27 protein-coding genes and 1 pseudogene are annotated in these 23,986 nt (G+C 70.2%); 6 read left to right on the top strand and 22 right to left on the bottom strand.

Features of this window, described 5'->3' with window-relative positions; translation table 11 throughout:
* Window positions 1-224 (top strand): annotated as a pseudogene (locus tag BCF74_RS09400) (glycoside hydrolase family 3 N-terminal domain-containing protein); the annotation flags it as partial.
* A 74-nt stretch (window positions 225-298) separates the two neighbouring features.
* Here BCF74_RS09400 and tsaD read toward each other — a convergent pair.
* The 13 genes from tsaD to glmS form a co-directional block, all read right to left on the bottom strand.
* A complete protein-coding gene (gene tsaD, locus BCF74_RS09395) occupies window positions 299-1,345 on the bottom strand; it encodes a tRNA (adenosine(37)-N6)-threonylcarbamoyltransferase complex transferase subunit TsaD (protein WP_106297698.1) in 1,047 nt (348 codons plus the stop codon).
* Window positions 1,342-1,812, bottom strand: coding sequence for a ribosomal protein S18-alanine N-acetyltransferase (rimI, locus tag BCF74_RS09390; RefSeq protein ID WP_106297697.1), 471 nt, complete (start codon window positions 1,810-1,812; stop codon window positions 1,342-1,344). The genes tsaD and rimI overlap by 4 nt, the downstream gene beginning before the upstream one ends.
* Window positions 1,809-2,156 (bottom strand): TA system VapC family ribonuclease toxin, encoded by a 348-nt coding sequence (locus BCF74_RS09385; RefSeq protein WP_245889285.1) that lies wholly within the window; start codon window positions 2,154-2,156, stop codon window positions 1,809-1,811. The genes rimI and BCF74_RS09385 overlap by 4 nt, the downstream gene beginning before the upstream one ends.
* Window positions 2,157-2,244: 88 nt before the next feature.
* Window positions 2,245-2,499, bottom strand: coding sequence for an antitoxin (locus BCF74_RS09380; RefSeq protein WP_106297695.1), 255 nt, complete (start codon window positions 2,497-2,499; stop codon window positions 2,245-2,247).
* Between the two features lie 42 nt (window positions 2,500-2,541).
* Window positions 2,542-3,204, bottom strand: coding sequence for a tRNA (adenosine(37)-N6)-threonylcarbamoyltransferase complex dimerization subunit type 1 TsaB (gene tsaB / locus BCF74_RS09375; protein ID WP_106297694.1), 663 nt, complete (start codon window positions 3,202-3,204; stop codon window positions 2,542-2,544).
* A complete protein-coding gene (gene tsaE, locus BCF74_RS09370; protein ID WP_106297693.1) occupies window positions 3,198-3,653 on the bottom strand; it encodes a tRNA (adenosine(37)-N6)-threonylcarbamoyltransferase complex ATPase subunit type 1 TsaE in 456 nt (151 codons plus the stop codon). The genes tsaB and tsaE overlap by 7 nt, the downstream gene beginning before the upstream one ends.
* A complete protein-coding gene (locus BCF74_RS09365; RefSeq protein ID WP_106297692.1) occupies window positions 3,650-4,891 on the bottom strand; it encodes an alpha/beta fold hydrolase in 1,242 nt (413 codons plus the stop codon). The genes tsaE and BCF74_RS09365 overlap by 4 nt, the downstream gene beginning before the upstream one ends.
* On the bottom strand, window positions 4,891-6,090 hold the full coding sequence (gene alr, locus BCF74_RS09360) for an alanine racemase (protein ID WP_106297691.1): 1,200 nt from the start codon (window positions 6,088-6,090) through the stop codon (window positions 4,891-4,893). The genes BCF74_RS09365 and alr overlap by 1 nt, the downstream gene beginning before the upstream one ends.
* Before the next feature lie 63 nt (window positions 6,091-6,153).
* Window positions 6,154-6,453: a hypothetical protein gene (locus BCF74_RS09355; protein WP_146132919.1), complete on the bottom strand. Its 300-nt coding sequence runs from the start codon at window positions 6,451-6,453 to the stop codon at window positions 6,154-6,156.
* A gap of 344 nt (window positions 6,454-6,797) precedes the next feature.
* Window positions 6,798-7,499 (bottom strand): hypothetical protein, encoded by a 702-nt coding sequence (locus BCF74_RS09345; protein WP_106297688.1) that lies wholly within the window; start codon window positions 7,497-7,499, stop codon window positions 6,798-6,800.
* Window positions 7,500-7,609: 110 nt separating this feature from the next.
* Entirely contained in the window at window positions 7,610-9,100 is a 1,491-nt protein-coding gene (locus BCF74_RS09340; RefSeq protein WP_106297687.1) for a bifunctional ADP-dependent NAD(P)H-hydrate dehydratase/NAD(P)H-hydrate epimerase, read from the bottom strand.
* Window positions 9,097-9,456 (bottom strand): holo-ACP synthase, encoded by a 360-nt coding sequence (locus BCF74_RS09335; RefSeq protein WP_106297686.1) that lies wholly within the window; start codon window positions 9,454-9,456, stop codon window positions 9,097-9,099. Before BCF74_RS09335 ends, BCF74_RS09340 begins: the two co-directional genes overlap by 4 nt.
* A gap of 39 nt (window positions 9,457-9,495) precedes the next feature.
* Entirely contained in the window at window positions 9,496-11,355 is a 1,860-nt protein-coding gene (glmS, locus tag BCF74_RS09330; protein ID WP_106297685.1) for a glutamine--fructose-6-phosphate transaminase (isomerizing), read from the bottom strand.
* Window positions 11,356-11,462: 107 nt separating this feature from the next.
* Here glmS and coaA point away from each other — a divergent pair, with 107 nt between their 5' ends.
* Window positions 11,463-12,455 (top strand): type I pantothenate kinase, encoded by a 993-nt coding sequence (coaA, locus tag BCF74_RS09325; RefSeq protein WP_218279233.1) that lies wholly within the window; start codon window positions 11,463-11,465, stop codon window positions 12,453-12,455.
* A gap of 82 nt (window positions 12,456-12,537) precedes the next feature.
* Window positions 12,538-12,957, top strand: a complete 420-nt coding sequence (locus tag BCF74_RS09320) for a hypothetical protein (protein ID WP_146132918.1) — start codon at window positions 12,538-12,540, stop codon at window positions 12,955-12,957.
* Between the two features lie 132 nt (window positions 12,958-13,089).
* On the opposite strand, the gene BCF74_RS09315 is transcribed toward BCF74_RS09320, so the two are convergent.
* From BCF74_RS09315 to BCF74_RS09305, 3 genes are all read right to left on the bottom strand, one after another.
* Entirely contained in the window at window positions 13,090-13,875 is a 786-nt protein-coding gene (locus tag BCF74_RS09315) for an aggregation-promoting factor C-terminal-like domain-containing protein (protein WP_245889283.1), read from the bottom strand.
* Between the two features lie 216 nt (window positions 13,876-14,091).
* Entirely contained in the window at window positions 14,092-15,369 is a 1,278-nt protein-coding gene (phoH2, locus tag BCF74_RS09310) for an RNA 5'-3' helicase PhoH2 (RefSeq protein WP_106297706.1), read from the bottom strand.
* Window positions 15,370-15,915: 546 nt separating this feature from the next.
* Window positions 15,916-16,677, bottom strand: a complete 762-nt coding sequence (locus tag BCF74_RS09305) for an isoprenyl transferase (protein ID WP_106297682.1) — start codon at window positions 16,675-16,677, stop codon at window positions 15,916-15,918.
* 124 nt (window positions 16,678-16,801) lie between these two features.
* Between BCF74_RS09305 and trhA the strand changes: the two genes are divergently transcribed.
* Window positions 16,802-17,500, top strand: a complete 699-nt coding sequence (trhA, locus tag BCF74_RS09300; protein WP_106297681.1) for a PAQR family membrane homeostasis protein TrhA — start codon at window positions 16,802-16,804, stop codon at window positions 17,498-17,500.
* A gap of 260 nt (window positions 17,501-17,760) precedes the next feature.
* On the opposite strand, the gene mca is transcribed toward trhA, so the two are convergent.
* The gene (gene mca / locus BCF74_RS09295) at window positions 17,761-18,702 is read right to left on the bottom strand and encodes a mycothiol conjugate amidase Mca (protein ID WP_106297680.1); all 942 of its coding nucleotides are present in this window, start codon (window positions 18,700-18,702) and stop codon (window positions 17,761-17,763) included.
* A 140-nt stretch (window positions 18,703-18,842) separates the two neighbouring features.
* Between mca and BCF74_RS09290 the strand changes: the two genes are divergently transcribed.
* Both BCF74_RS09290 and greA read left to right on the top strand, forming a co-directional pair.
* A complete protein-coding gene (locus BCF74_RS09290) occupies window positions 18,843-19,211 on the top strand; it encodes a DUF4307 domain-containing protein (RefSeq protein ID WP_106297679.1) in 369 nt (122 codons plus the stop codon).
* Window positions 19,212-19,416: 205 nt separating this feature from the next.
* Window positions 19,417-19,905: a transcription elongation factor GreA gene (gene greA, locus BCF74_RS09285; protein WP_106297678.1), complete on the top strand. Its 489-nt coding sequence runs from the start codon at window positions 19,417-19,419 to the stop codon at window positions 19,903-19,905.
* A 117-nt stretch (window positions 19,906-20,022) separates the two neighbouring features.
* On the opposite strand, the gene ilvA is transcribed toward greA, so the two are convergent.
* The 5 genes from ilvA to BCF74_RS09265 form a co-directional block, all read right to left on the bottom strand.
* Window positions 20,023-21,267, bottom strand: coding sequence for a threonine ammonia-lyase (ilvA, locus tag BCF74_RS09280; RefSeq protein WP_106297677.1), 1,245 nt, complete (start codon window positions 21,265-21,267; stop codon window positions 20,023-20,025).
* 142 nt (window positions 21,268-21,409) lie between these two features.
* On the bottom strand, window positions 21,410-21,568 hold the full coding sequence (locus tag BCF74_RS17330; RefSeq protein ID WP_170070202.1) for a hypothetical protein: 159 nt from the start codon (window positions 21,566-21,568) through the stop codon (window positions 21,410-21,412).
* Window positions 21,569-21,702: 134 nt separating this feature from the next.
* Window positions 21,703-22,551 carry an ABC transporter permease gene (locus BCF74_RS09275; protein WP_106297676.1) on the bottom strand — a complete coding sequence of 283 codons (849 nt, stop codon included), beginning with the start codon at window positions 22,549-22,551 and terminating at the stop codon, window positions 21,703-21,705.
* Complete coding sequence (locus BCF74_RS09270) at window positions 22,548-23,519, bottom strand: ATP-binding cassette domain-containing protein (protein WP_106297675.1); 972 nt, start codon at window positions 23,517-23,519, stop codon at window positions 22,548-22,550. Before BCF74_RS09270 ends, BCF74_RS09275 begins: the two co-directional genes overlap by 4 nt.
* Window positions 23,516-23,947, bottom strand: a complete 432-nt coding sequence (locus BCF74_RS09265; protein ID WP_106297674.1) for a VOC family protein — start codon at window positions 23,945-23,947, stop codon at window positions 23,516-23,518. Before BCF74_RS09265 ends, BCF74_RS09270 begins: the two co-directional genes overlap by 4 nt.
* Window positions 23,948-23,986 lie beyond the last annotated feature (39 nt).

Genomic DNA, 23,986 nt, shown 5'->3' with positions numbered 1-23,986 from the left:
ACGCCGAGGCGGTCCGGTCGATCCCGGCGGGCAAGCGTGCCGTGGACTACATCTCCGCCGGCGGCGACATCCTGCTCACGGGAGACGCTGCATCGGTCGGGCCGATGGTCGACGCGCTCGCCGAGAAGGCCCGCGCCGACGAGAAGTTCGCCACGCTCGTCGAGACGTCGGTACTGCGCGTCGTCGCCCTCAAGGAGCGGATGGGCCTCATCGACTGCGGCTGACCGCGGCGGACGCCTCAGGTGGCTGGGCGTCAGGTGGCTGGGCGTCAGGTGGCTGGGCGTCAGGTGGCTGGGCGTCAGGCGCTGATCCGGGTCACCGGCATCGACGAGTCGGCCGGCAGGTCGAGGCGCGAGGCGTTCCTGCCCTTGAGCACCATCTGCGCTCCCAGCGCCGCCACCATCGCGCCGTTGTCGGTGCACAGTCCCGGTCGCGGCACGCGCAGCTCGATGCCGGCGTCGTCGCAGCGCTGCTGCGCCATGGCGCGCAGCCGGGAGTTCGCCGCGACACCACCGCCGATCTGGAGGTGGTCGGCGCCGTTCTCGCGGCAGGCGAGCACCGCCTTGCGGGTGAGGACGTCGACGACGGCCTCCTGGAACGACGCGGCGACGTCGGCCACGGGCACCGTCTCCCCCGCGGCCTCCTTGGCCTGCACCCAGCGGGACACGGCCGTCTTGAGCCCGGAGAAGGAGAAGTCGAACCGGTGCCGCTCCATGTCGCGTCCGGTCGTCAGCCCGCGCGGGAAGTCGATGACGATCTCACCGTCGCGCGCCGCCTTGTCGATGTGCGGACCGCCGGGGAACGGCAGCCCGAGGACACGGGCGACCTTGTCGAAGGCCTCCCCCGCGGCGTCGTCGATGGTGGAGCCGAGGCTGTGGATCTCGTGGGTCACGTCCGGGACGAGCAGCAGGGACGAGTGACCGCCCGAGACGAGCAGCGCCATCGTCGGCTCCGGCAGCGGGCCGTGCTCGACGATGTCGACCGCGACGTGCGATGCGAGGTGGTTGACGCCGTAGAGGGGCTTCCCGAGCGCGAGCGCCAGCGCCTTGGCCGACGCGACGCCGACCATGAGGGAACCCGCGAGGCCCGGGCCTGACGTCACCGAGATCGCGTCGAGGTCCCGCAGCTCGACCCCGGCCTCGCGGCAGGCGCGCTCGATCGTCGGCACCATCTCCTCGAGGTGGGCGCGGCTCGCGACCTCGGGCACGACGCCGCCGAAGCGGGCGTGGTTGTCAACGCTGCTGGCGACGGCGTCGACGAGCAGCTCTTCGCCGCGGACGATCCCGACACCGGTCTCGTCACACGAGGTCTCGATGCCCAGGACGAGGGGTCGTTCTGGCCTCATGAGTGGGCTCCGTTCTCCCCCAACAGCTTCCGCATGACAATGGCGTCAACGTTGCCGGGTTGGTAGTAGTTCCGTCGGGTCGTGATGACGTCGTAGCCGCGCCGCTCGTAGAGCGCGCGGGCGGGCTGGTTGTCGGCGCGCACCTCCAGCATCATCGCCTCCGCGCCGCCGCGTGTGGCGCGCGACTCGAGCTCGGCGAGCAGGTCGCCGCCGAGGCCGCTCCCACGACTGTCGGGCGTCACGGCGATGGTCATGAGGTCGGCGGTCGTGCCGCCGTGGTCGACCCCTCCGTATGCCGCGATCGCGCCGTCGCGCTCGGCGACGACGTAGTCCCGGCGCGGACGGCCGGCGAGCTCTGCCCACCAGGAGGCCTCGGACCAGGCGTCGTCGGGGAAGGCCTCGGCCTCGAGCCGGGCCAGGGTCGGGATGTCCGTCCAGGCCAGAGCCCGCAGCGTGGGGGCGCTCATGGGCGGAGCAGCTCGTCGGGCCGCCACACCCGCAGCCCGGGGAACCGGGCGAAGTCGGAGTCGTACGACACCACGTCGGCACGGTGCTCGATCGCGATGGCAGCCAGGTGAGCGTCGGGCACGAGATTGCCCCCGGATCCCGCCACTTCCAGGAGGCGGCTGAGCACGTCGAGGTGCTGCGGCGTCGGGCCCACAAGCCGGGCACCAGGCATCCCGAGCCATTCACGGACCTGTTCGCAGCTCTCGGTCACCGTGAGCGCCGACGGGAAAAGGCCCGCCTTGGTGCCTATCCGGACGAACGCGGTGATGCTCGACCACGTGAACCCAATCACGTCAGCGCCCACAAGCGACCGGTCCAGCCATTGCCGCGACGCCGCGTAGTCCGCACTGTCCGTATTATGGCATACAGAAGGACGTTCGCGTCGACGACCTTCACTTCCGCAGCCGCATCTTCCGGATGATCTCCTCATCCTCGAGCTCGCCGGCGAGCTGGAGGGCCTTGTCGAGGTTCACCGTGGGCACGCCCATCGACCGCGCGCGCGTCACTGACGTGGGGACCTGTCGGGCATCAGGGGCACCCGCGCGGATCGCGTCGTTGAGAGCCACCTTGAACGAGACGCCCCGCTCCTCCATGAGCCGGCGCACCAAGGACTCGGTGTCCGGGTCCAAGGTCACCGTCGTGCGCATGGTGACAGCATAGCATCACGAATGGTGATGCCTTGCTGTCAACTACGTCTTCGGGCCTTGGCGCTCCGACGTCGTCAGCGCGTCGGGGCGGCGCAGGTAGAGCGGCTCGACGGGCATGTCCTCACCGGCCGAAATACGTTGTGCCGCAAGCCTGCCCAGTACTGCGGCGTCGACGTCGAGGACCGGCACCTGGGTGGGGAACAGCTCCAGGTAGAGCATCGGCCCGCGCCCCGCCGTCGGCAGCGCGCGCACCTCCTCGGGGAGCTCCGCCGGCCGGTCCACGGCCGGGTCGGTGAGCCGCTCCACGGAACGCGCGCGGACGGCATACCGCGCCCAGTAGACCTCCTTGCGCCGGGCGTCGGTCGCGACGAGCAGCTCGCCGTCGACCATCGGCGCCGCCTGCTCGGCGAGGACATCGAGACTGGGCACGCCGTGGACGGGGATGTCGAGCGCGTGCGCCATCGTGATGCCGGTGACGATGCCGACACGCAGGCCCGTGAACGGTCCGGGACCCACGCCCACGACGACGTCGGTGAGGTCCTCGGGACGGCGGTCGGCGGCGGTCAGGCACCGCTGGATGAGCGGGGCGACCCACTCGGTGTGGGCGCGAGCGTCGATGTGCGACTCCTGAGCCAGCGCCGACGTGCCGTCGTGCAGCGCCACGGTGATCGCGGACGTCGAGGTGTCGATGGCGAGGATCAGCACGGGACCCCATCCTTCCAGCGGCGCCCGTGGCCGGTGACGGTGGCGGTGCGGACCTCGGTGTCGGGATCGGCCTCGAGGACGACCTCGAGACGGTCGTCGGAGAGGTCCTCGGCGAGCCCGTGACCCCACTCGACGACGGTGACGCTCTGCTCGAGGTCGGTGTCGAGGTCGAGGTCGTCGAGCTCGGCGAGCCCGCTCAGGCGGTAGGCGTCGACATGGACGAGGGCGGGCCCGCCGGCGAGCGAGGGGTGGACCCGGGCGATGACGAACGTGGGCGACGTGATCGGGCCACGGACGCCGAGCCCTTCGGCCAGGCCCTGGGTGAACGTCGTCTTGCCGGCTCCGAGGCCGCCGGTGAGGATGACGAGGTCACCGGCGCGCAGCGCGTTCGCCAGCGTCGCGCCGAAGGCCTGCGTGTCCTCGGCGGTGCGCAGCTCGCGGGCCGTCACGAGCCAGCCTTCCGCGGTCCGTTCTTCGTCTTCGACGGGCGGGCCGTGGTGGAGTCTGCCTTGGTGCGGGCGGCCTTGGTGCGGGCGGCCTTGACCTTGCGGCCCTTGGCGATGTCGGTGATGGTGCGCTTGGTCTTCCTGCCCGTCGTGCCGCGCCCCGTGCGGGCCGTCGCCTCCGCGGCCGCGGACCTCGCCTCGGCACGGTCGAGCAGCGCGAGGATCTGTCCGGTGACGAGCTCGGGGTGCTCAAGCATGATGAGGTGGCCAGCGTCGCGGACGACGACGAACTCGGCCTCGGGCAGGCGTTCGGCGATGAGCTCACTGCGGTCGAGCGGGGTGAGCTTGTCACCCTCACCGCACAGGACAAGTGCGTCCTTGTCGGCGAACGCCGCGAGCGTGTCGATCTCGTCGTGGTCGCGCAGGACCGGGATGAACGCCGCCATCACCTCGAACGGCGTCGCGAGGATGATGTCCGCGGCGAAGCGCACGAGCTCCTCGCTCACGGGGGAGTCGAAGCCGTAGAAGTCGATGACGGCGTCCTCGACCCGGCGCCCCGCCTTGCGCACGGGCGAGAGCCAGCGTTGCGTCGGGGCGAGGCGGCTGAGCAGGCGGGGAGCGCCCTGACCGATGGCGCGCCCGACGAGCGGTCCGAGCCCGAGGTCGGTGATGCCGTCGCCGGCAGCCGCGGTGGCCAGGAGGGCGACGGCCACGACGCGCTCCTTGACGAGGTCGGCGTGGTGGCGGGCGAGGGCCATCGTCGTCATGCCGCCCATGGAGTGCCCGACGAGGGCGACCGGGCCCTCCGGAGCGGCGGCGTCGATCACGGCACGGAGGTCATCTGCGAGCTGCTCCATCGTGAGCTGGCCCAGATCCGAGGCTTCCGAGCGACCGTGGTTGCGCTGGTCCCAGAGAACGACGCGGTAGCCCGCCTTGACGAGAGCCCGTCGCTGGAAGATCCACGACCGCAGGCTCAGGGTGTAGCCGTGGGTGAGCACGACCGTGGGCAGCGCCGGGTCCGGCTCGGCTGGCTCGTCGACCTCGACGTGGAGCTGGACGCCGTCGGCGGCGACGACCGTCAGCTCCTTGCCGGCCGTATGGGTGAAGCCACCCTCCGGGTCGAGGACCCCGAGCCGGCGCCGGTCCGCGGCCACGCGGTCGGCCTTGACTCCTGCGGCAGCGGCACCGACGGCCGCTGCGGCGGCGGCTCCAAGCCCGACCGCCGTGCTGACGCGGCCCATCAGGCGCCGCCCCCGACGCCCGCGCCGCCGACGAACACCCGCGGCAACCGGTTCGAGATGCGCGTGACGATCTCGTAGTTGATCGTCCCAACCGTCGCCGCCCAGTCCTGCGCCGTCGGCTCCCCGTCACCGCCACGGCCGAGGACGACGACCTCGTCACCGGCACGGCCGGCATACGAGGGACCGAGGTCGACGACGAACTGGTCCATGCACACGCGGCCCGCGATGGTGAGCCGCTCGCCGCCGATCTGCACGGGTCCGACACTGCTCGCGTGCCGCGGGATGCCGTCGGCGTAGCCCAGCGGGACGAGGCCGAGGACGGTGTCGCGTGGCGTCGTGTACTCGTGGCCGTAGCTCACCCCCTGGCCAGCAGGGGCGTCCTTGACGAGGGCGAGCCGCGCGGTGAGGCGCATCGCCTCACGCAGCCCGAAGGCCTCCGGGGCACCCAGGTCCGGGACCGGCGAGAGTCCGTAGACCGCGAGGCCCGGGCGGACGAGGTCGAAGTGCGCGTCCGGATTCGTCAGTGTCGCAGCGGAGTTCGCGAGGTGGCGCAACTGTGGACGTATGCCGGCCCGCTCGAGCTCCGCGGTCGCCTCGACGAACCGTTCGCGCTGGGCGAGGACGGTCGGGTGCTGCGGGGCGTCGGCGAGAGCGAAGTGCGACCAGACACCGACGACCTCGACTGCTCCTTCGGCGACGGCCGGGCCGAGGGCGGCGACGAGGTCGGTCCACCCGGTGCCGAGGGCGCCGTTGCGGGCGAGGCCGGTGTCGACCTTCGCGTGGATGCGGGCGGTGCGGCCCCGGTCGCGGGCAGCGGCGACGACCTCGTCGAGGGCCCAGGGCGCGGACACGGAGACGTCGAGGTCGGCGTCGATCGCGGCGCCGAAGTCGGCACCCGGCGGGTACAGCCAGGTGAGCGCTCGGGTCGTCACGCCGGCGCGGCGGAGCTCGAGGGCCTCGGTGAGCTGGGCGACGCCGAGCCATGTCGCGCCACCGGCGACGGCGGCACGCGCGGCCGGGACGAGGCCGTGCCCGTAGGCGTCGGCCTTGACGACGGCCATGACCTCGGCGTTCGTCGCGCGGCGGTCGAGCTCGCGCACGTTGTCCCGGATCGCGTCGAGGTCGACGCTCACCCACGCGGACACACCCTCGGGGGGCGCGGCGGGGTCGGTGACGACGGGCGCGGTCGGCTGGCTCATGGGAGCACCAAGTCTAGGTGCGCGCGGGTAACCGGCGCGCGAGCAGGTACCCGTGGTCACCCATCACGGTGGCTCATCCACGCGCATCGTGGCGCCCTGTCTCGAGGAGGCCTCGGCGTGGCGGGAGCGGGCCTGGACCGCCCCTCCCACAGCAGCCACGATCATGGCCAGCCCGACCGCTGTCCAGTCGATCGTCGCGGGCACGAGAGCGTCCACGGCGTAACCGACGGCGACGGACAATCCGATGCCCAGAGCCATGGCAGGGAGCGGGTGGCGTTGCCGACGGGTCGCTACGGCGACCCCACTCATGATGAAGAAGACCGACAGCAGGGCAACCATCAGCGTCGGCCAGTGACTCGTCACGCGCAACTCCCACCGTCCCGCCTTGGGGTGACGTCAACGTACCGCGCAGCCAAGGACACGCCACCACCGATACCAACAGCGACCTCCTCGACAATGCGTCGAGGAGGTCGCTATGCCGGACTGGAACGGCTAGGTGCGGCTGGTCGCTGAGACTCCGGCGCCAGCGCGACGCCTCAGGAGAATAACGAGCGGTGCGATCCACCCGATCGCCGGGAGGAGCGATGCGACCAGGGCAATCACGGCGCCCCCATCGCCACGGGTGGCTTTGACCAGATAGATTGCCAGCAACACCCCCGCGGCCCACAGGACGGCGAACAGGCCCTCAATTGGTGATATGGCGAACATCAGTCAATCGACCACTTTCTGATAAACGTTCCGTATCCGTTGACGCGAAAGCCCTGCACGCCATTAACCTCCTGGATTCCCGCCTTGATCACGGTCCAGTTAGTCCGGCATGTAATGGTGCCGTCGGAATTGTTCGTGTACGAAGGCCAGTAACTGATCTGACGACCCGGGACGAGGTTTGTGTACGAACCCTGACAGTACTCAATGCCATAGGCTCGCGCACCACTTGTCTGGTACTGGGCGGTTGTCTGTACCGAGGCGTATGTTACGCCCAAGAACGTCCACCACTGTTTGTACCAGCTGTTGCGGGTACCGGCCATGGCCGAGGCCTGCTGCACATCGGTCGGGTTGGCGCTCTCCGACGTGGCCACGCGGGTTGCCGCCCCAGGGTACTTCTTCGCGACCGCTGCCTCCCGACCAGGGACGGCGAAATCTGGGTCCGAGACAACCTCGACGCTTCGGCGTTGTTCTGCCTCTGACAGGGCCATAAACTTGGCGCGCTCTGACGGGTTCAACCGCTCGATGATTTGGGCGCGCGTGACCGTTGTTCCCTCCGGACCAGTCGAGGTGTCAGCCAGACCCGAGGCGCTGGCCGTTTGAGCCGCGAGGCCGAGGAGGCAGGCGATGGCGCCGAGAACTGCGATCAACGTTCTCCGAAATCCGTTCATGAGTTTCCCCTGCTGTTGCTCCGCCAGCGTCATTGCCAGCGGATGGTTCCTTGATACTTCCCCCCGGGCAGCAACCGTCAAACGGAGAGAGGAGAGTTCACCTTGCGTTCACTTCTGCGCCTCCACAGAGCGCCCGTAGCATCTCAGCGGCGAGCCAGGAGATGCGCCACGGCGTCCGGTATGCCGTGCGCGACCCTGAGTGCCCGCACCGGGCCTCCGCGTCCGGTCCGGTCCGCGGCGACCCCGTGTACGAGGGCACCCAGCGCCCCCGCCTCGGCGGCGGGCACCCCGGCAGCGAGCAGCATCCCGACCAGCCCCGCGAGGACATCGCCCGCCCCAGCCGTCGCGAGCCACGAGGGAGCATCGGACTGCGACCACACCGAGACATCGGAATCAGGCGAAACGACGACGGTCGTCGCCCCCTTGAGCAGGACCGTCATGCCGGTGCGCTCGGCGAGCAGGCGCGCATACCGCACCGGCTCCGCCTCGACGGCCGCGCGCTCGACCGTCGGCCGGTTGCGGGCGCGCGGAGTCGGTCCGAGACGGGTCAGCAGCCGGGCCAGCTCGCCCGCGTGCGGAGTGAGCAATGTCGCGCGGCCGCGGCGCGCCTCGACGACACCGTCGTCGACCAGTTCCAGTCCGCCAGCGTCTACGAGCACCGGCTCCTCACCAGCCAGCGCACGCCGGGCCACCTCGAGCTGCGCCCGCGCGTCGCGGCGCGTCGACGAGGTCTCGAGCCCAGGTCCGACGACCCAGGCCTGCACGCGCCCCTCCCCGATGACGGCCTCGGGCACGGCAGCCCGCACGAGCCCCACCGGGGTCGGGGTGCCGACATACCGCACCATTCCGGCACCAGCCTCGACGGCAGCGGTCACCGCGAGCACCGCTGCGCCCGTGTAGTTCTCGCCACCGGCAACGATGCCCAGCACACCGCGCGAGTACTTGTCGTCATCGGGCCCCGGCACCGGCCACCAGTCGGCCACGTCGTCGAACGTCAGCCGCCGCACCGACGGCTCGACGTCGAAGGTCAGCCCGATGTCGACGACGGTGAGGGCACCGCAGGCTTGTTCGGTCGGCGGGAGCAGGTGCACCGGCTTCGGCACCGAAAAAGTCACCGTTTCGTCGGCAAGCACCCCATCCGCGTCGAACACAGACCCATCCGCCGCCTGACCCGAGGGCACGTCCACGGCCACGACATGTGCGTCCTCGGCGATCGCCTCGACCCAGGCGACAGCGTGCTCGGGCAGCCCCGGACGCCCGCCCAGCCCGAGGATCCCGTCGACGACGATATCCGCCTCGGCGATGTCCTCGAGCGCCTCCGCACCGGAGACGATGACGACACCCGCCGCCCGCGCCGCCGCCAGGGCCTCCTCGTGGACGCGCCCCGGAACCACCGCGGCAGCGCACCGCAGCCCGGCGTCGGCGAGGTGCGCCACGGCATACAGCGCGTCGGCACCATTGTTGCCCCCGCCGACGAGCGCGACGACCGACTCGACCTCCAGCTGCGACGCCCGTGCCGCGACGACGTCCGCCAGCCCCTCGGCCGCGCGGGCCATGAGCTCCCCCGAGGCGAGCTCGGACTCGAGAGCCGCCTCCGCGGCATACACGTCCTCCGGCGACCACGCCTCGATCACGACAGCCCTCCCTCGGCGACCACGACGGCGGACGCGACGCCCGCGTCGTGCGACAGCGAGACATGGACGCGCTCGACGCCGAGCTCCTCAGCGCGGGACTGCACCGTCCCGGTCATGACGATGTGCGGCCGGCCGTCGTCGCGGCGCTCGACCGTGACGTCGGTCCAGGCCAGCCCTACCGGCGCCCCGAGTGCCTTCGCGAGCGCCTCCTTGGCCGCGAACCGCGCGGCCAGAGACCGCAGCGGCAGCTCCAGCTCGGCCGAGGTGAAGAGCCGCTCCCGCAGCCCCGGCGTCCGCTCCAGCGTCTCGGCGAACCGCGGGATGTCGACGACGTCGATCCCGGTGCCGACGATCATCCGCGCGCCCCGCTCGTCACCGTCGTCACCGGGCGCCGCTCACTCGACCGTGACGGACTTGGCGAGGTTGCGGGGCTGGTCGACGTCGAGGCCCTTGGCCGTCGACAGGTGCAGCGCGAAGACCTGCAGCGGCACGACCGTGAGCAGCGGCTGCAGCAGCGGCGACGACTTCGGCACCCGGATGACCTCGTCGGCGAACGGCACGACGTCCTCGTCACCCTCCTCCGCGATGACGAGCGTCCGCGCCCCGCGCGCCCGGATCTCCTGGATGTTGGAGACGACCTTCTTGTGCAGCTCGTGCGGGGTGTCCGGGCCGGGGACGACGATGAAGACCGGCTGGCCCGGCTCGATGAGCGCGATGGGACCGTGCTTGAGCTCGCCCGCGGCGAAGCCCTCTGCGTGGATGTAGGCGAGCTCCTTGAGCTTGAGCGCACCCTCCATCGCGATGGGGAAGCCGACGTTGCGCCCGAGGAAGAGCACCGAGCGCGTGTCGGCCATGAAGCGGGCGATCTCCTTGACCCGGTCCATGGTGCCGAGGAGCTCCTCGATCTTCGCGGGCATCTCGTGCAGCTCGCGCATGACCGCCTTGGCGTCGTCGGCGTAGGTGCCCCCACGCAGTTGGGCGAGGTAGAGACCGAGGATGTAGGACGCGGTGATCTGGGCGAGGAACGCCTTCGTCGACGCGACCGCGATCTCCGGGCCGGCGTGGGTGTAGAGCACCGCGTCGGACTCGCGCGGGATCGTCGAGCCGTGGGTGTTGCAGATGCTCAGGGTCAGCGCGCCGAGCTCGGTCGCGTGCTTGACCGCCATGAGCGTGTCCATCGTCTCGCCGGACTGGCTGATCGAGACGACGAGGGTGCGCTCGTTGACGATGGGGTCGCTGTAGCGGAACTCGTGGGCGAGGCTGACCTCGACGGGGATGCGGGTCCAGTGCTCGATGGCGTACTTCGCGACCGTTCCGGCGTATGCCGCGGTGCCGCACGCGACGATCGTGATGCGGTCGATGTTCGTGAGCTGCTCCTCGGAGATGCGCAGCTCATCGAGGACGAGCTCGCCGTCCTCCTTCGTGCGACCGAGCAGGGTGTCGCCGACGGCGTGCGGCTGCTCGTGGATCTCCTTCTCCATGAAGGTGTCGTAGCCGCCCTTCTCGGCGGCGGCGGCGTCCCACGTCACCTCGTAGGCCTTGCCCTCTGCGGGCGTGCCGTCGAAGTTGATGACCTCGTGCGACTCCGGGGTGATCGTGACGATCTGGTCCTGGCCCAGCTCGAGCGCGTGACGGGTGTGGCCGATGAAGGCCGCGACGTCGGAGCCGAGGAAGTTCTCGCCCTCGCCGAGCCCGACGACGAGCGGGCTGTTGCGGCGCGCGCCGACGACGACACCGGGCTGGTCGGCGTGGACGGCGAGGAGGGTGAACGCGCCCTCGAGGCGGTTCACGACCTGGCGCATCGCCGTCGTGAGGTCTCCGGTCTCGTCGAAGGCCCGACCGACGAGCTTGGCCGCGACCTCGGTGTCGGTCTCGCTGTCAAACTCGACGCCTTCGGCGAGGAGGTCCTTCTTCAGCGCGTGGAAGTTCTCGATGATGCCGTTGTGGATGAGGGCGAGCTTCCCGTCCTTGCCACCACGGTGCGGGTGCGCGTTGCCGTCGGTCGGGCCGCCGTGGGTCGCCCAGCGCGTGTGGCCGATGGCCGTGCGCGAGGCGTCGAGCGGGTGCTCGGCGAGGGCACCGCGCAGGTTCTCGAGCTTTCCCGCGCGCTTCTCCGCCTCGACTCCCTCGTCAGTGACGAGGGCGATGCCGGCCGAGTCGTAGCCGCGGTACTCCAGGCGGGCCAGACCCTCCATGACGACGGCCTCGGCCCGATCATCCATGGCCGTACCGACGTATCCGACGATTCCACACATGCGCGCAAGCGTAATGCGTCGCACGTGGTGGACCGAACCACGCGCGGGCACGCTTCAGGTGCGTTCTCGAACACGGTATGCCGTCCGCTCACCGTCCGTGGGCCACAATGGCCGGCGTGCCTGCCACCCCAGCCGTGCCGCCCGTGGGCCCGGACCCTGCGACCCCGCTGCCCTCGCCGTGGCTGGACTTCACCCGCGAGGACTGGGCTGCCCGGCGCAACAACCACCCGCTGAGCCTCACCCCCGACGAGATCGCCCGGGTGAGCGGCCTCGGGGACCGCGTCGACCTGCGTGAGGTCGAGGAGGTCTACCTCCCGCTGTCCCGACTGCTGTCGTTCTACGTCAACGCGACCGCCGGTCTGCACAGGGTCACGACGGACTTCCTCGGCGAGCGCCCGGCCAAGGTTCCCTTCGTCATCGGCATCGCCGGCTCGGTCGCCGTCGGCAAGTCGACGACCGCTCGCATCCTGCGCGAGCTGCTGCTGCGCTGGCCGCAGTCACCACGCGTCGACCTCATCACCACCGACGGTTTCCTCCGCCCCAATGCCGAGCTCGAAGCGCGAGGACTGTTGCAGCGCAAGGGTTTTCCCGAGTCGTATGACCGCCGGGCGCTGTTGCGCTTCGTCGCGGACGTCAAGTCCGGCAAACCGCACGTCGAGGCGCCGGTGTACTCCCACCTGACCTACGACATCGTCGAGGGCGAGTCGGTCGTCGTCGACCAGCCGGACGTGCTCATCGTCGAGGGGCTCAACGTCCTGCAGCCGGCGACGGTCCGCTCGGAACAGCGTGCCCGGCAGGTGCTGTCGGACTACTTCGACTTCTCGGTCTACGTCGACGCCCCCGTCGAGCAGCTGCGTGAGTGGTACGTCGAGCGGTTCCTGCGCCTGCGCGAGACCGCGTTCGCGTCACCGGAGTCGTACTTCCACCGGTATGCCGCGCTGACCGACTCCGAGGCCCGCGAGACCGCTGCCGGTATCTGGCAGCGCATCAACGAGCCCAACCTGGTCAAGAACGTCGAGCCGACGCGCGATCGCGCGACACTCGTCCTGCGCAAGGGCCCCGACCACGCCGTGACCCACATCCGCCTACGCCGGTTGTGACGGGCGGACCGTGACGAGAGTGCGATCAAGGACAGGGAGCGAAGTGCTCGTGGGGCGGCCCCACTGGAGCCAACGCTTCGCCGTGGGCATCTGGGGTCCCATCCTGCTAGCAGTCGGCGTCGTCGTATTCGTCAAGTGTGAGTGGTGGGGCGCCCCCCTGGCTGCCTTCTCGCTGTACATGCTCGCGGATCTGTGGCGCAAGGTCGCCGTGACGCCGACGACGCTCACTGCCCAGGGGAGAATCACCCGAAAGACGGTGGCACTCGCCGATATCGAGGACGCCGGAGTTTCGCCGATGAGCATCATCTGGGTCCAACCACGGGACCAGCGCGCCTTCGACCTCCGCATGGTGTCGCAGTACGGCAAGGCGGGAGCCGTCGGCGTCGCGGACTTCGCACCCCGCCTCGAGGAGCTGGTCAGGGCCGCCGGAGGCTCCGCCTCGCTCGACCTCGACCACAAACGGCCGCACCCCGAGGGCACGCACCCGACGTTCAGCGCCTGACTGGGCGGGGGACGCGTGATGAGTTGTCCCTTCCTGCGTGAGTCGTCCCCTCATGCGTGAGTCGTCCCCTCATGAAGGGACAACTCGCTACGGAAGGGACGACTCACCACTGCCCCCACCCGGCGGGGAGGCTCAGTACCAGTGCGGGAAGCGGTTGTTCCAGAAGTCCAGCGCGTTGCAGGGCGAGCCGTAGGACTTGTCGATGTACCACAGGCCCCACTTGATCTGGGTGATCGGGTTCGTGCGGTAGTCGTCCCCGAACTTCGCCATCTTGCTGGCGGGCAGGCTCTGCGGGATGCCGTACGCACCTGACGAGGGGTTCTCGGCGGTGTAGCGCCACGCGCTCTCGCCCTCCCAGAGCTGGCTGAGGCAGCTCCACTGGCCATCACCCCAGCCGTAGTCGCTGAGCATCGCGCGGGCGGCAGAGCGCGGGTCCTCCTTGGCGTTGTTGATCGCCGACTCGCGAGCCTTGTCGCGGGCGACCTTCTCGGCAGCGGCCTTGCGCGCCTTCGCGATCGCCTCGGCCTTCGCCTTGGCAGCAGCGGCCTCCGCCTCGGCCTTGGCCTTGGCGGCAGCGGCCTCTGCCTCGGCCTTGGCCTTCGCGGCAGCCTGGGCCTTGGCGTCGAGCACCGCACGCTGGGCGTTGGCCCCGGAACGGTCGTTGGAGATCCGGGCACTGTCGGCGGCACTCTGCTCGGCGGAGTCGCTGGCCTGCAGGAGAGCGGCGCGGCTGAGGGACAGCGGCTCGGACTCGGCGACCGCGTCCGTGGCGTTGACGCCGACGGCGCCGGTGGCGACGAGCGTCAGCGCCATCCCCGCAGTGACGGCGGGGCGCCGCGCGACGCCCACGGCCTGCGCGAGGGGAGCCTCGGCCGGACGTGCGTGGCGACCACGGTGACGGCCCCGGTACCTGCTCATGCGATGCGTTCCTTCTCCAGACAAGGGACAGCCCGGCTGCGTGGTGCAGACCGGGCTGCGTTACCAAATCGAGACCAACCTACGGCATGGCCCGCGAATGGACAAACGCGGGGGTGGGCGACCCACCCAGTGGGCCCGGGCACTCGGGACCACGGCATGCGGTATGCCGGCCGCGCGCGGTGCGCGGCCGGCATACCGAACGCTGGGCGTGGGTCGTCAGGCCTCGCCGTGCTCGGACTCGAGCAGGTCGGTGACGAGTGCCGCGATCGGCGAGCGCTCGCTGCGGGTCAGGGTGACGTGCGCGAAGAGCGGGTGGCCCTTGAGCTTCTCGATGACTGCGGCAACCCCGTCGTGCCGTCCGACGCGCAGGTTGTCGCGCTGGGCGACGTCGTGGGTCATGACGACCTTGGAGTTCTGGCCGATGCGTGAGAGCACGGTGAGCAGGACGTTGCGCTCGAGAGACTGCGCCTCGTCGACGATGACGAACGCGTCGTGCAGCGAGCGTCCCCGGATGTGCGTCAGCGGCAGCACCTCGAGCATGCCGCGGTCGAGGACCTCCTCGACGACCTCACGCGACACGAGCGCCGAGAGGGTGTCGAAGACCGCCTGCCCCCACGGGTTCATCTTCTCCTGCTCCGAGCCCGGGAGGTAGCCGAGCTCTTGGCCGCCCACGGCATACAGCGGGCGGAAGACGACGACCTTGCGCTGGGTGCGGCGCTCCATGACCGCCTCGAGGCCGGCGCACAGCGCGAGGGCGGACTTGCCTGTGCCGGCGCGGCCGCCGAGGCTGATGATGCCGATGTCGGGGTCGAGGAGCAGGTCGAGGGCGATGCGCTGCTCGGCGCTGCGGCCGTGGAGGCCGAAGGCGTCGCGGTCGCCCTTGACGAGCCGGACCTGCTTGTCGGCGCCGACCCGGCCCAGACCGCTGCCGCGCGGCGACAGGAGCTTGAGTCCGGTGTGGCACGGCAGCTCGGCGGCACCGAGGTGCTCGAGGCGACCGTTCTCGTAGAGCGTGTCCATCTCCTCGGTCGTCACCTCGACCTCGGCCATGCCCGTCCAGCCGGAGTCGACGGCGAGCTCGGCGCGGTACTCCTGTGCCTCGAGGCCGCAGGCCGACGCCTTGACCCGCATCGGCAGGTCCTTGCTCACGACGGTGACGACGTGGCCCTCGTTGGCGAGGTTGCGGGCAACCGACAGGATGCGGGTGTCGTTGTCGCCGAGGCGGAAGCCGGCCGGCAGCGAGCTCGGGTCGGTGTGGTTGAGCTCGACCCGCAGGGTGCCGCCCTCGTCGCCGACGGGGACCGGGGCGTCGAGCCGGCCGGCCTTGATGCGCAGGTCGTCGAGGAGCCGCAGGGCGGTGCGGGCGAAGTAGCCGAGCTCGGGGTGGTGGCGCTTGGCCTCGAGCTCGGTGACGACGACGACGGGGAGGACAACCTCGTGCTCGGCGAACCGGAGGATCGCGCGCGGGTCGGAGAGCAGGACCGAGGTGTCCAGGACGTAGGTGCGACCTGTCGGAGCGGAGGGCTTCGGTTTCGTGGCTGCTTTCCTGCGGGCGGCGCGCTGCCGGGAGCTCCCGGCGGTGGTCGGGGCGGTGGAAGCGGTCGAACGCGAGGTGGTGGCCACGGCAGATCTCCTAGGCGCGCACGGTGTGGTGCGCTGGCTCGAAGGTGCGGATCCCGGTCGGCCCTCTGCCACGAGCAGGGAGCCGGGACCGGTCCCTCCTCCGGAGCGAGGTCTGCTCCATGTGTCGGGCCTCCCGAACGCACCAGGGTGGTGCGTCACTGCCGAACCTACGTCCGGCCCGCGCTCGGCTGTCACGGATGTGTGGCGGCGTGTCGAGGTGTTCCGAGGAGTTCACTGTCACGACATGTGACTCATGTGACTGGTGGTGCAGGTGGGCATGTCGCGCCATCCCAGCTTTGCGCACGCAGAGCATGGGACCCGCCGCCCCTGCCAGGAGGTTGCGTGAGGTGCAACTACCGAAGTCGCACCTCGCGCAAGGTTCCTGCATGGGGCGGGAAAGTATGCCGGCCGCGCGTCTCAGGCGCCGAAGCGGCGGTGCCGTTCGCCGTACGCCCGCAGCGCCCGGAGGAAGTCGACCTTGCGGAAGTCCGGCCAGTACGCCTCGCAGAAGTAGAACTCCGAGTGCGCGCTCTGCCACAGCAGGAAGCCCCCGAGCCGCTGCTCCCCCGAGGTCCGGATGACGAGGTCCGGGTCCGGCTGACCCTTGGTGTAGAGGTGCTCGGCGATGTGCTCGACGTCGAGGATCTCGGCGAGCTCCTCGATCGTCGTGCCCCTGCCCGCGTGTTCGAGGAGGAGCGAGCGCACGGCGTCGGCGATCTCGCGACGGCCGCCGTAGCCGACGGCGACGTTGACGAGCATCCCGTCGACGTCGGCGGTGCGGGCCGCTGCGGCCATGAGGCGCTCGCGGGTCACGTCGGGCAGCAGCGACAGAGCGCCCACCGGGTGCAGGCGCCAGCGGCCGGTGCCAGCGAGGGCGTCGACGGCCCGCTCGATGATGCCGAGGAGAGGGCGCAGCTCCGCCTCGTCACGAGCGAGGTTGTCGGTGGAGAGCAGCCACAGGGTGACGACCTCGACGCCGACCTCCTCGCACCACGTCAGGAGGTTGGCGATGTTGTCCGCGCCGGCTTGGTGTCCCTCACTCGTGCCGGCACCGCGCGCCTTCGCCCAGCGCCGGTTGCCGTCGAGCATGACACCGACGTGCCGGGGCACGGAGTCGGCGCTCAGGTGCTTCGCGAGACGACGCTCGTATGCCGTGTAGAGCGGGTTGCTGAGCGCCATGCGGGTCACCGTACCGCCGGGATCGTGCCGATGACGTGGGGGCCACGTGGAGGACGAGTGTGATGCGGAACGTCCGCACGCGGCATACCGGAACCTACGGGAACGTAGGTATCGTTGAGGGATCATGACGAAGAGCCCGACCGACCCCTCCGTCGACACGCTCGAGGAGCGCGTCGACGCCGTCATGGACGCCGTCAAGCCGAAGCTGCGCGGCTGGCTGCACCTCGGGATGGCCCCCGTCGCGTTCGTCGGCGGGCTCGTCCTCGTCGTCCTCGGCGACACCGTCCAGGCCCGCGCCGCGGCGGCGGTCTTCACCCTGACGGCGGTGCTGCTCTTCGCGATGTCCGCGGTCTACCACCGGGGGACGTGGTCACCCCGCTGGGGCGCGGTCCTGCGCCGCATCGACCACTCGAACATCTTCCTCATCATCGCCGGCAGCTACACGCCGTTCGCGCTGATCCTCCCCCGCGACCAGGGCCGCACGTTGCTCATCCTCGTGTGGACGGGCGCGATCCTCGGGGTGATCTTCCGGCTCCTGTGGATCCACGCTCCGCGCTGGCTCTACGTCCCCGTCTACGTGGGGCTCGGGTCAGTGGCGATCTTCTTCCTCGGGCCGCTGCTGCGTCACGCCGGTCCTGCGGTCATGACGCTCGTCGTCACCGGCGGCGTCCTCTACACGCTCGGCGCCATCGTCTACGGCATCAAGCGCCCCAACCCGTCCCCGCGCTGGTTCGGGTTCCACGAGATCTTCCACGCCCTGACGATCCTGGCGTTCGTCACGCACTACATCGCCGCGTCGATCGTCCTCTACCAGCGCGTCTGACCCGGCTGCGGCCTCCTCCTCGGCCTGACGGTTGCGGTAGGACATCCGGCGCAGCCGCGAGTTCATGTTGCGCATGAGGAACCACAGGCACGCGATGAGGAAGACGAACGACACGAACGCCCACATGCCCGGCGCCGCCTGCTGGCTCGGCGTCAGCTGGTCGGGGTTGACGACCGACGGAGACAGGGACGGGGACGGTGTGGGAGTCGGCGACACCGCGGACGGCACGGTGGCGAGCCACGTCAGGTTCGAGATGAGGGTCATGACTGGCGCTCCTTGCGGGCGTCGAGGGCGAGGGTGAGGGTGCCGGACGTGGCGAGCGCGTCGGCCTCGGCAGCGTCCTCGGGAAGGCCGGCGAAGAGGTCGTCCTCGCCCTCCACGATCGGCACGTACGACATCGCCGCCTCGTAGTCCTCCCACGGCCAGACGCGAGCCTGCTCCTCCCGGGAGACCTTGAAGAAGTTGCCGTCGGGGTCGACCTGAGTCGCGTGCGCGAGGAGCGCGGCGTCGCGACGGTCGAACCACGCGTCGGCCTTGATGCGCGTGGTGACCGTGCGCTCCCGCTCCGGCGGCCAGTTCTCCAACCACGCCTCATACGGGCTCTCCTCACCGAGCGCGGTGAGGGCGTCGTGGAAGGCAACCACGCGGCCGCGGCTGAAGGTCTGGTTGTAGTAGATCTTCAGCGGCTGCCACGGCTCACCGGCGGTGGGGTATGCCGTGGGGTCGCCAGCCGCGACGAAGGCCGCCATCGAGACGTCGTGCGTCATGATGTGGTCGGGGTGGGGGTAGCCGCCGTTCTCGTCGTAGGTCGTCATGACGTGCGGACGGAAGCGGCGGATCTCGCGGACCAGGGCCTCGGTCGTGACGTCGAGCGGCTCGAGTGCGAAGCAGCCGTCCGGCAGCGGCGGCAGCGGATCCCCTTCGGGCAGACCGGAGTCGACGAACCCGAGCCAGCTGTGCTGGACGCCGAGGATCTCCTGCGCGCGCTTCATCTCGTCCCTGCGGACCTGGGCGATGTCGCGCAGGATGTGCGGGTCGTCGGCGAGGTTGGGGTTGAGGATGTCGCCGCGCTCGCCGCCGGTGCACGAGACGACGAGGACGTCGTGCCCCTCGTCGACGTACTTCGCCATGACCGCTGCGCCCTTGCTCGACTCGTCGTCGGGGTGCGCATGAACACACATGAGGCGGAGTCGTTCTGCCACGGAGAGGTTCCTTGCGTTCGGGTGGTCGCGGCCGCCGGTCGGACACGCGCGACAATGGGACTGGATCCATCTTCGCACCCCTCCATCCGAGGGGGGACGAGCCCTCTCACCCGGACACCCCACCGACAAGGACCTCCTCGATGCCGCTCCCGCGCCCCGCCCCCGGAACGACGCGCTGGTGGGTCATCGGTGGCGTGCTCACGGCGATCGCCCTCACCTACATGACGTGGTTCGCCTTCTCCGAGGCCAACGCGCTCAAGGCCACGGTCACCGACTACAAGGTCCTCTCGGACTCGCAGATCCGGCTCGGCTACGACGTCACCCGCCCGGACGGGTCGGCGGTGAGCTGCACCCTCGAGGCCCAGGACGTCCGGCACGGCCGCGTCGGCACCCTGACGGACGACGTGCCCGCCGGTCCGAAGACCGTGCACCGCGAGGTCACCGTCCGCACGAGCGCACGGGCGGTCACCGGTGTCGTCGCCTCGTGCGACCGCCCCTCCTCCCACTGATTGCCCGTTCTGGTCACGGCGACGGCGTGCATGACGACGTGCACATGCGAGCCGCCGTTGTTATCCTTGTGCTTTGCACCGCACGGGTCTGGGGCCCGCCGAAGCCAGAATCGGCTTTCGGCCCCGGACCCTTTCACGTAGGACCATCCCCTCGCGTCACCGGCCGTTGCCGTATGCCGCGGGGGCACCCAAGGAGTGACATTTCGTGAGCGAGACCGCTGTCAAGGCGAGCTACCTGACCCAGGAGGCGTACGACCGCCTCAAGGCCGAGCTCGAGGAGCTCTCGGGCCCGGGCCGCACCGACATCGCGCGCAAGATCGAAGCCGCGCGCGAGGAGGGCGATCTCAAGGAGAACGGCGGCTACCACGCGGCGCGCGAGGAGCAGGGCAAGATGGAGGCGCGCATCCGCCAGCTCACCCAGCTGCTCGACAACGCCATCATCGGCGAGACGCCCAAGGACGACGGCGTCGTCGAGCCGGGCATGGTCGTCACGGCCGAGATCTTCGGCGACGAGGAGACCTTCCTGCTCGGTTCGCGCGAGATCGCCGACGGCAGCCTGCAGGTCTACAGCGAGCAGTCCCCGATCGGCGCTGCCGTCAACGGCAAGAAGGCCGGCGACACCGCGAGCTACGAGGCCCCCAACGGCAAGCAGATCGAGGTCAAGATCCTCTCGGCGAAGCCCTACTCAGGCTGACGCGAGCACCCGTTGTGCTCTTGGGGAGCACACCGCGAAGGTCCGGACGGAAACTTTCCGTCCGGACCTTCGCGCTTCCCTCCGGAGGACGGCGGCCTCGCCACTCCTGGGCCGCCGTCAGTGGTCGAGCTGGGACTCCGGCTCGATGACCGTGTAGCCCTTGGAGCGCATGCCGTCGAGGACGCGCTGCTGGTGATCCGGTCCGCGGGTCTCGAGGCGCAGGGCGATCTCGACCTCGTCGACGTTGATCTCGGGGCCGGTGCGGATGTGCTCGATTTCGAGGATGTTCGCGTCGGCGGCGGCGCAGTCGGCGAGGATCGCGGCGAGCGACCCGGGGGTGTCCGGCACCCGGACCGAGAAGGTGAGGTAGCGCCCGGCCGCGACCATGCCGTGGCGGATGATCCGCATCATGAGCAGCGGGTCGATGTTGCCGCCGGACAGCACGGCGACCACGGGCCCGTCGAGCTGCACACTGCCGGCGTTGTCGAGGAGCCAGCCCGCAGCAGAGGCTCCTGCGGGCTCGACGACGAGCTTGGCCCGCTCCAACAGGAAGAGGAGTGCACGCGACATCCCACCCTCGCTCACCGTCTCGACGCTGTCGACGAGGTCGCGCACGATCGGGAAGGTCACGTCACCGGGGAGCCCGACGGCGATGCCGTCGGCCATGGTCGCCATCCGTTCAGCGGCCACCGGGTGCCCCGCGGCGAGCGAGGTCGGGTATGCCGCGGCCTGCTCCGCCTGGACGCCAATGATCCGCACGTCGGGCTTGAGCTCGCGCACGGCGAGGGCGATGCCCGCGAGGAGACCACCCCCACCGAGGCCGACGACGATCGTGCGCACGTCGGGGCACTGTTCGAGGATCTCGAGGCCACACGTCGCTTGACCGGTGACGATGTCGGTGTGGTCGAAGGGGTGGATGAGGATCGCACCGGTCTGCTCTGCCCAGGCACGGGCGTGGACGAGGCTCTGGTCGAGCGTCTCCCCCACCTGTTCGATCGTCGCACCGTAGGCCTTGGTCGCCTGCACCTTGGGCATGGGAGCGCGCACCGGCATGTAGACCTTGACGTCGATACCGAGCATCTGGCCCGCCAGCGCAACGCCCTGGGCGTGGTTGCCGGCGCTCGCCGCGACGACGCCGCGCGCCTTCTCCTCAGGGGTGAGGCGCGACATCCGCGTGTAGGCGCCGCGGATCTTGAACGACCCGGCGCGCTGGAGGTTCTCGCACTTGAGGAAGACGTCGCTGCCGACGCGCTGGGAGAGGCCGCGGTTGTACTCCATGGGTGTCGGAGCGATGACGGTCGAAAGCAGGTCGGCGGCGGCGCGGATCTCGGCCACCGTCACCTGTGACGGCGTGGATGTCATGGTGCGAAGGCTAGCCCCGTGCCAGCACGGCCCCGACGGCGATGGCGCGGATCCCGCGCCGTGCCGCAGAAAGTACTGCGTCACCGCGCGCAAACTGCGTCGGAGAGCGAGAGTCAGCAGACGGCGAGCGCAGGCCAGCAGCTCAGGGAACGGCGGGCCGGCTCGTGGGAGCCGAGGACTTCGCGGCAGTCGCGAGGCGCGCGATGACGGGGTCGACCTTGTCAGGGCCACCGCGCAGCACGATGAGCGCGCGGGCAGCCGACACCTGGTCGGGGCTCACCTTGATGCTGCGCTGGCTCATGACCACCCTCCTCAAAGTCCGTCCCCATCATCTCCCATCGCCGAGCTGTGTCCCTCGCCTTCATGCCTCGAGTCGCGGAGTCTTCGGCGGGTCGAAGCATGAAGGACGATCGGAACGACTTCGCCAAGTCGGACTCAGTCGGTGGTGCGGGCGTTGAAGGCGCGCAGCGCGAGCGGCGCGACGACCAGCGTGATCGCGAGCGACCAGATGAGCGTCGCGAGCTCCGGGTGGTGCAGCGGCCACGGCGCATCGGCCCGGACCGGGATCCCGGCGATGCCCCAGTTGTCGCGCATGGCCTGCGCCAGCGAGCTGATCGGGTTCCACTCCGCGATGGTCCGCAGCCACGCCGGCATGACGTCGGTCCGGGCGAAGGCGTTGGAGAGGAACGTGATCGGGAAGATCGTCGTGAACATCAGTCCGTTGACCGCCTCGATGGAGCGCATCGCCGAGCCGACGAGGATGCCCACCCAGATCATCGCGAACCCGAAGAGCAGGAGCAGCCCGTAGGCGAGCAGTCCCTTCGCGATGCCCTCGTTGATCCGCCAGCCGATGAAGAGGCCGGTCACGGACATCACGGCGACGCCGATGCTCGAGTGGATGATGGCCGAGAGGCTGCGGGAGATGAGGATCGACGACCGCTGGATCGGCAGCGATCGCAGGCGGTCAACCATGCCCTTGCCGATGTCGGTGTTGAGCCCGATGGCGACGATGAACGAGCTGAACGCAATCGTCTGCGCCATGATCCCGGGCAGCAGCCACGCCTTGTAGTCGACACCGGGGATCTGGATCGAGCCGCCGAAGACGAAGGCGAAGAGCAGCACGAACATGATCGGCTGGATCGTGACGTCGGTGAGCATCTCGGGCTGACGCTTGATGTGCGTGAGGTTGCGTCGCACGAGCGTGAGGACCTGGCGGACCATGCCCGCACCCTGCGGCTTCGGCGCGGACCGCTCGACGGCGATGGCTTCCGTGGCGGCGCTCATGCCGTCACCTCTTCCTGGTTGCTGGACTCTTCGGCCTTGTGCCCGGTGAGTGCGAGGAACACGTCGTCGAGGCTCGGCCGCTGCATGCCGAGGTCGTCGACATCGATGCCCGCCGACTCGAGGTCGGCCGCGATGCGCGCCAACGCGGACACGTCGCCACCGGGGGCGGTGAGCTTGCGCGCGTCGGCGTCGACGTGGACGTCACCGGCGACGACACCCCTCAGCAGGTCGGCGGCGCGCTCGACCTCGTCGTGACGCGACACGGTGACGACGAGGCTCGCTGCCCCGGACTGGTTCTTCAGCTGGAGCGGAGTGCCCTCGGCGATGATCCGGCCGTGGTCGATGACGACGAGCCGGTCGGCGAGCTGGTCGGCCTCGTCGAGGTACTGGGTCGTGAGGAGCAGCGTCGTCCCGTCACGGACGAGGTCGCGCAGCACGTCCCACAGCTCGACACGGCTGCGCGGGTCGAGCCCCGTCGTCGGTTCGTCGAGGAAGAGCACCGCGGGATGCGCGATGAGGCTCACCGCGAGGTCGATGCGGCGTCGCATGCCGCCGGAGTACTCCTTGACGATCTTGTCGCCCGCGTCGGTGAGCGAGAACCGCTCGAGCAGCTCGTCGGTGCGCGTGCGGACGAACCTGCGGTCCAGGCCGTAGAGGTCGCCGATGAGACGAAGGTTCTCGCGGCCGGTGAGCAGGTCGTCGACGGTCGCTGCCTGGGCGGTGAGCCCCATCGAGGCGCGCACCGCTTCGGGTTCGGCGACGACGTCATGGCCGGCGACGCGGGCCGACCCGCTCGTCGGAGTCGCCAACGTCGTCATCATCCGCACCGTCGTCGTCTTGCCGGCACCGTTGGGGCCGAGCAGCCCGAAGACGGTGCCCTGCGGCACCTCGAAGCTCACCCCGTCGACCGCGGTGAAGTCACCGAACTTCTTGACGAGGTCGACGGCCTCGATGACCGGCGCGCTCACGAGTTCATCCCGCGGCAGAGGCAGAAGGGGTGACCGGCCGGGTCGAGGTAGACCTTGAAGCCTCCCGACTCGGCGGGCTGGTGCTCGTGCACGGTCGCACCCGCGGCGAGCACGGCCGGCTCGGCGTCCGCGATGACCGGGACGGCGAAATCCAGATGGAACTGCTGGGGGTGCTCACCGCCGGGCCAGGTCGGCGGGACCCAGTCGTCGATGCGCTGGAACGCCAGCGTCGCGCGGCCGTCGGGTCGCTCCGGCGCAACGCCGCCTCCGGGCGGGACGAGGGTGGCCCAATCGCGGTCGGAGCCCTCCTCGAGCTCCCAGCCGAGCACCTCGCCATAGAACCGGGCGAGAGCGAGGGCGTCGGGACAGTCGAGGACGACGAGGTCGAGGACGGGACGGACAGGGGGTCGAGCGGGGTCTGCACTCATGACGACAACCCTAGGAGCGGCCACCGACACTGCCCACCC

This window comes from Knoellia remsis (assembly GCF_003002895.1).
Classification (GTDB): Bacteria; Actinomycetota; Actinomycetes; order Actinomycetales; family Dermatophilaceae; genus Knoellia; species Knoellia remsis.
Note: the sequence above shows the minus strand (reverse complement) of the source record. Positions and strands in the feature narration are given on the sequence as shown.

Bases quoted from the DNA above. Each gene is read 5' to 3' on its own strand.
- BCF74_RS09305 (WP_106297682.1), bottom strand. From the start codon at position 16,677: ATGGCGCTCAGCAACCCGCTCTACACGGCATACGAGCGTCGTCTCGCG.
- ilvA (WP_106297677.1), bottom strand. From the start codon at position 21,267: ATGACATCCACGCCGTCACAGGTGACGGTGGCCGAGATCCGCGCCGCC.
- BCF74_RS09345 (WP_106297688.1), bottom strand. From the start codon at position 7,499: ATGACGCTGGCGGAGCAACAGCAGGGGAAACTCATGAACGGATTTCGG.
- BCF74_RS09315 (WP_245889283.1), bottom strand. From the start codon at position 13,875: ATGAGCAGGTACCGGGGCCGTCACCGTGGTCGCCACGCACGTCCGGCC.
- glmS (WP_106297685.1), bottom strand. From the start codon at position 11,355: ATGTGTGGAATCGTCGGATACGTCGGTACGGCCATGGATGATCGGGCC.
- rimI (WP_106297697.1), bottom strand. From the start codon at position 1,812: ATGAGCGCCCCCACGCTGCGGGCTCTGGCCTGGACGGACATCCCGACC.
- BCF74_RS09335 (WP_106297686.1), bottom strand. From the start codon at position 9,456: ATGATCGTCGGCACCGGGATCGACGTCGTCGACATCCCGCGGTTCGCC.
- coaA (WP_218279233.1), top strand. From the start codon at position 11,463: ATGGCCGGCGTGCCTGCCACCCCAGCCGTGCCGCCCGTGGGCCCGGAC.
- BCF74_RS09290 (WP_106297679.1), top strand. From the start codon at position 18,843: ATGCCGCTCCCGCGCCCCGCCCCCGGAACGACGCGCTGGTGGGTCATC.
- trhA (WP_106297681.1), top strand. From the start codon at position 16,802: ATGACGAAGAGCCCGACCGACCCCTCCGTCGACACGCTCGAGGAGCGC.
- alr (WP_106297691.1), bottom strand. From the start codon at position 6,090: ATGAGCCAGCCGACCGCGCCCGTCGTCACCGACCCCGCCGCGCCCCCC.
- BCF74_RS09265 (WP_106297674.1), bottom strand. From the start codon at position 23,947: ATGAGTGCAGACCCCGCTCGACCCCCTGTCCGTCCCGTCCTCGACCTC.
- BCF74_RS17330 (WP_170070202.1), bottom strand. From the start codon at position 21,568: ATGAGCCAGCGCAGCATCAAGGTGAGCCCCGACCAGGTGTCGGCTGCC.
- tsaD (WP_106297698.1), bottom strand. From the start codon at position 1,345: ATGAGGCCAGAACGACCCCTCGTCCTGGGCATCGAGACCTCGTGTGAC.
- BCF74_RS09365 (WP_106297692.1), bottom strand. From the start codon at position 4,891: ATGGGCCGCGTCAGCACGGCGGTCGGGCTTGGAGCCGCCGCCGCAGCG.
- BCF74_RS09380 (WP_106297695.1), bottom strand. From the start codon at position 2,499: ATGCGCACGACGGTGACCTTGGACCCGGACACCGAGTCCTTGGTGCGC.
- BCF74_RS09275 (WP_106297676.1), bottom strand. From the start codon at position 22,551: ATGAGCGCCGCCACGGAAGCCATCGCCGTCGAGCGGTCCGCGCCGAAG.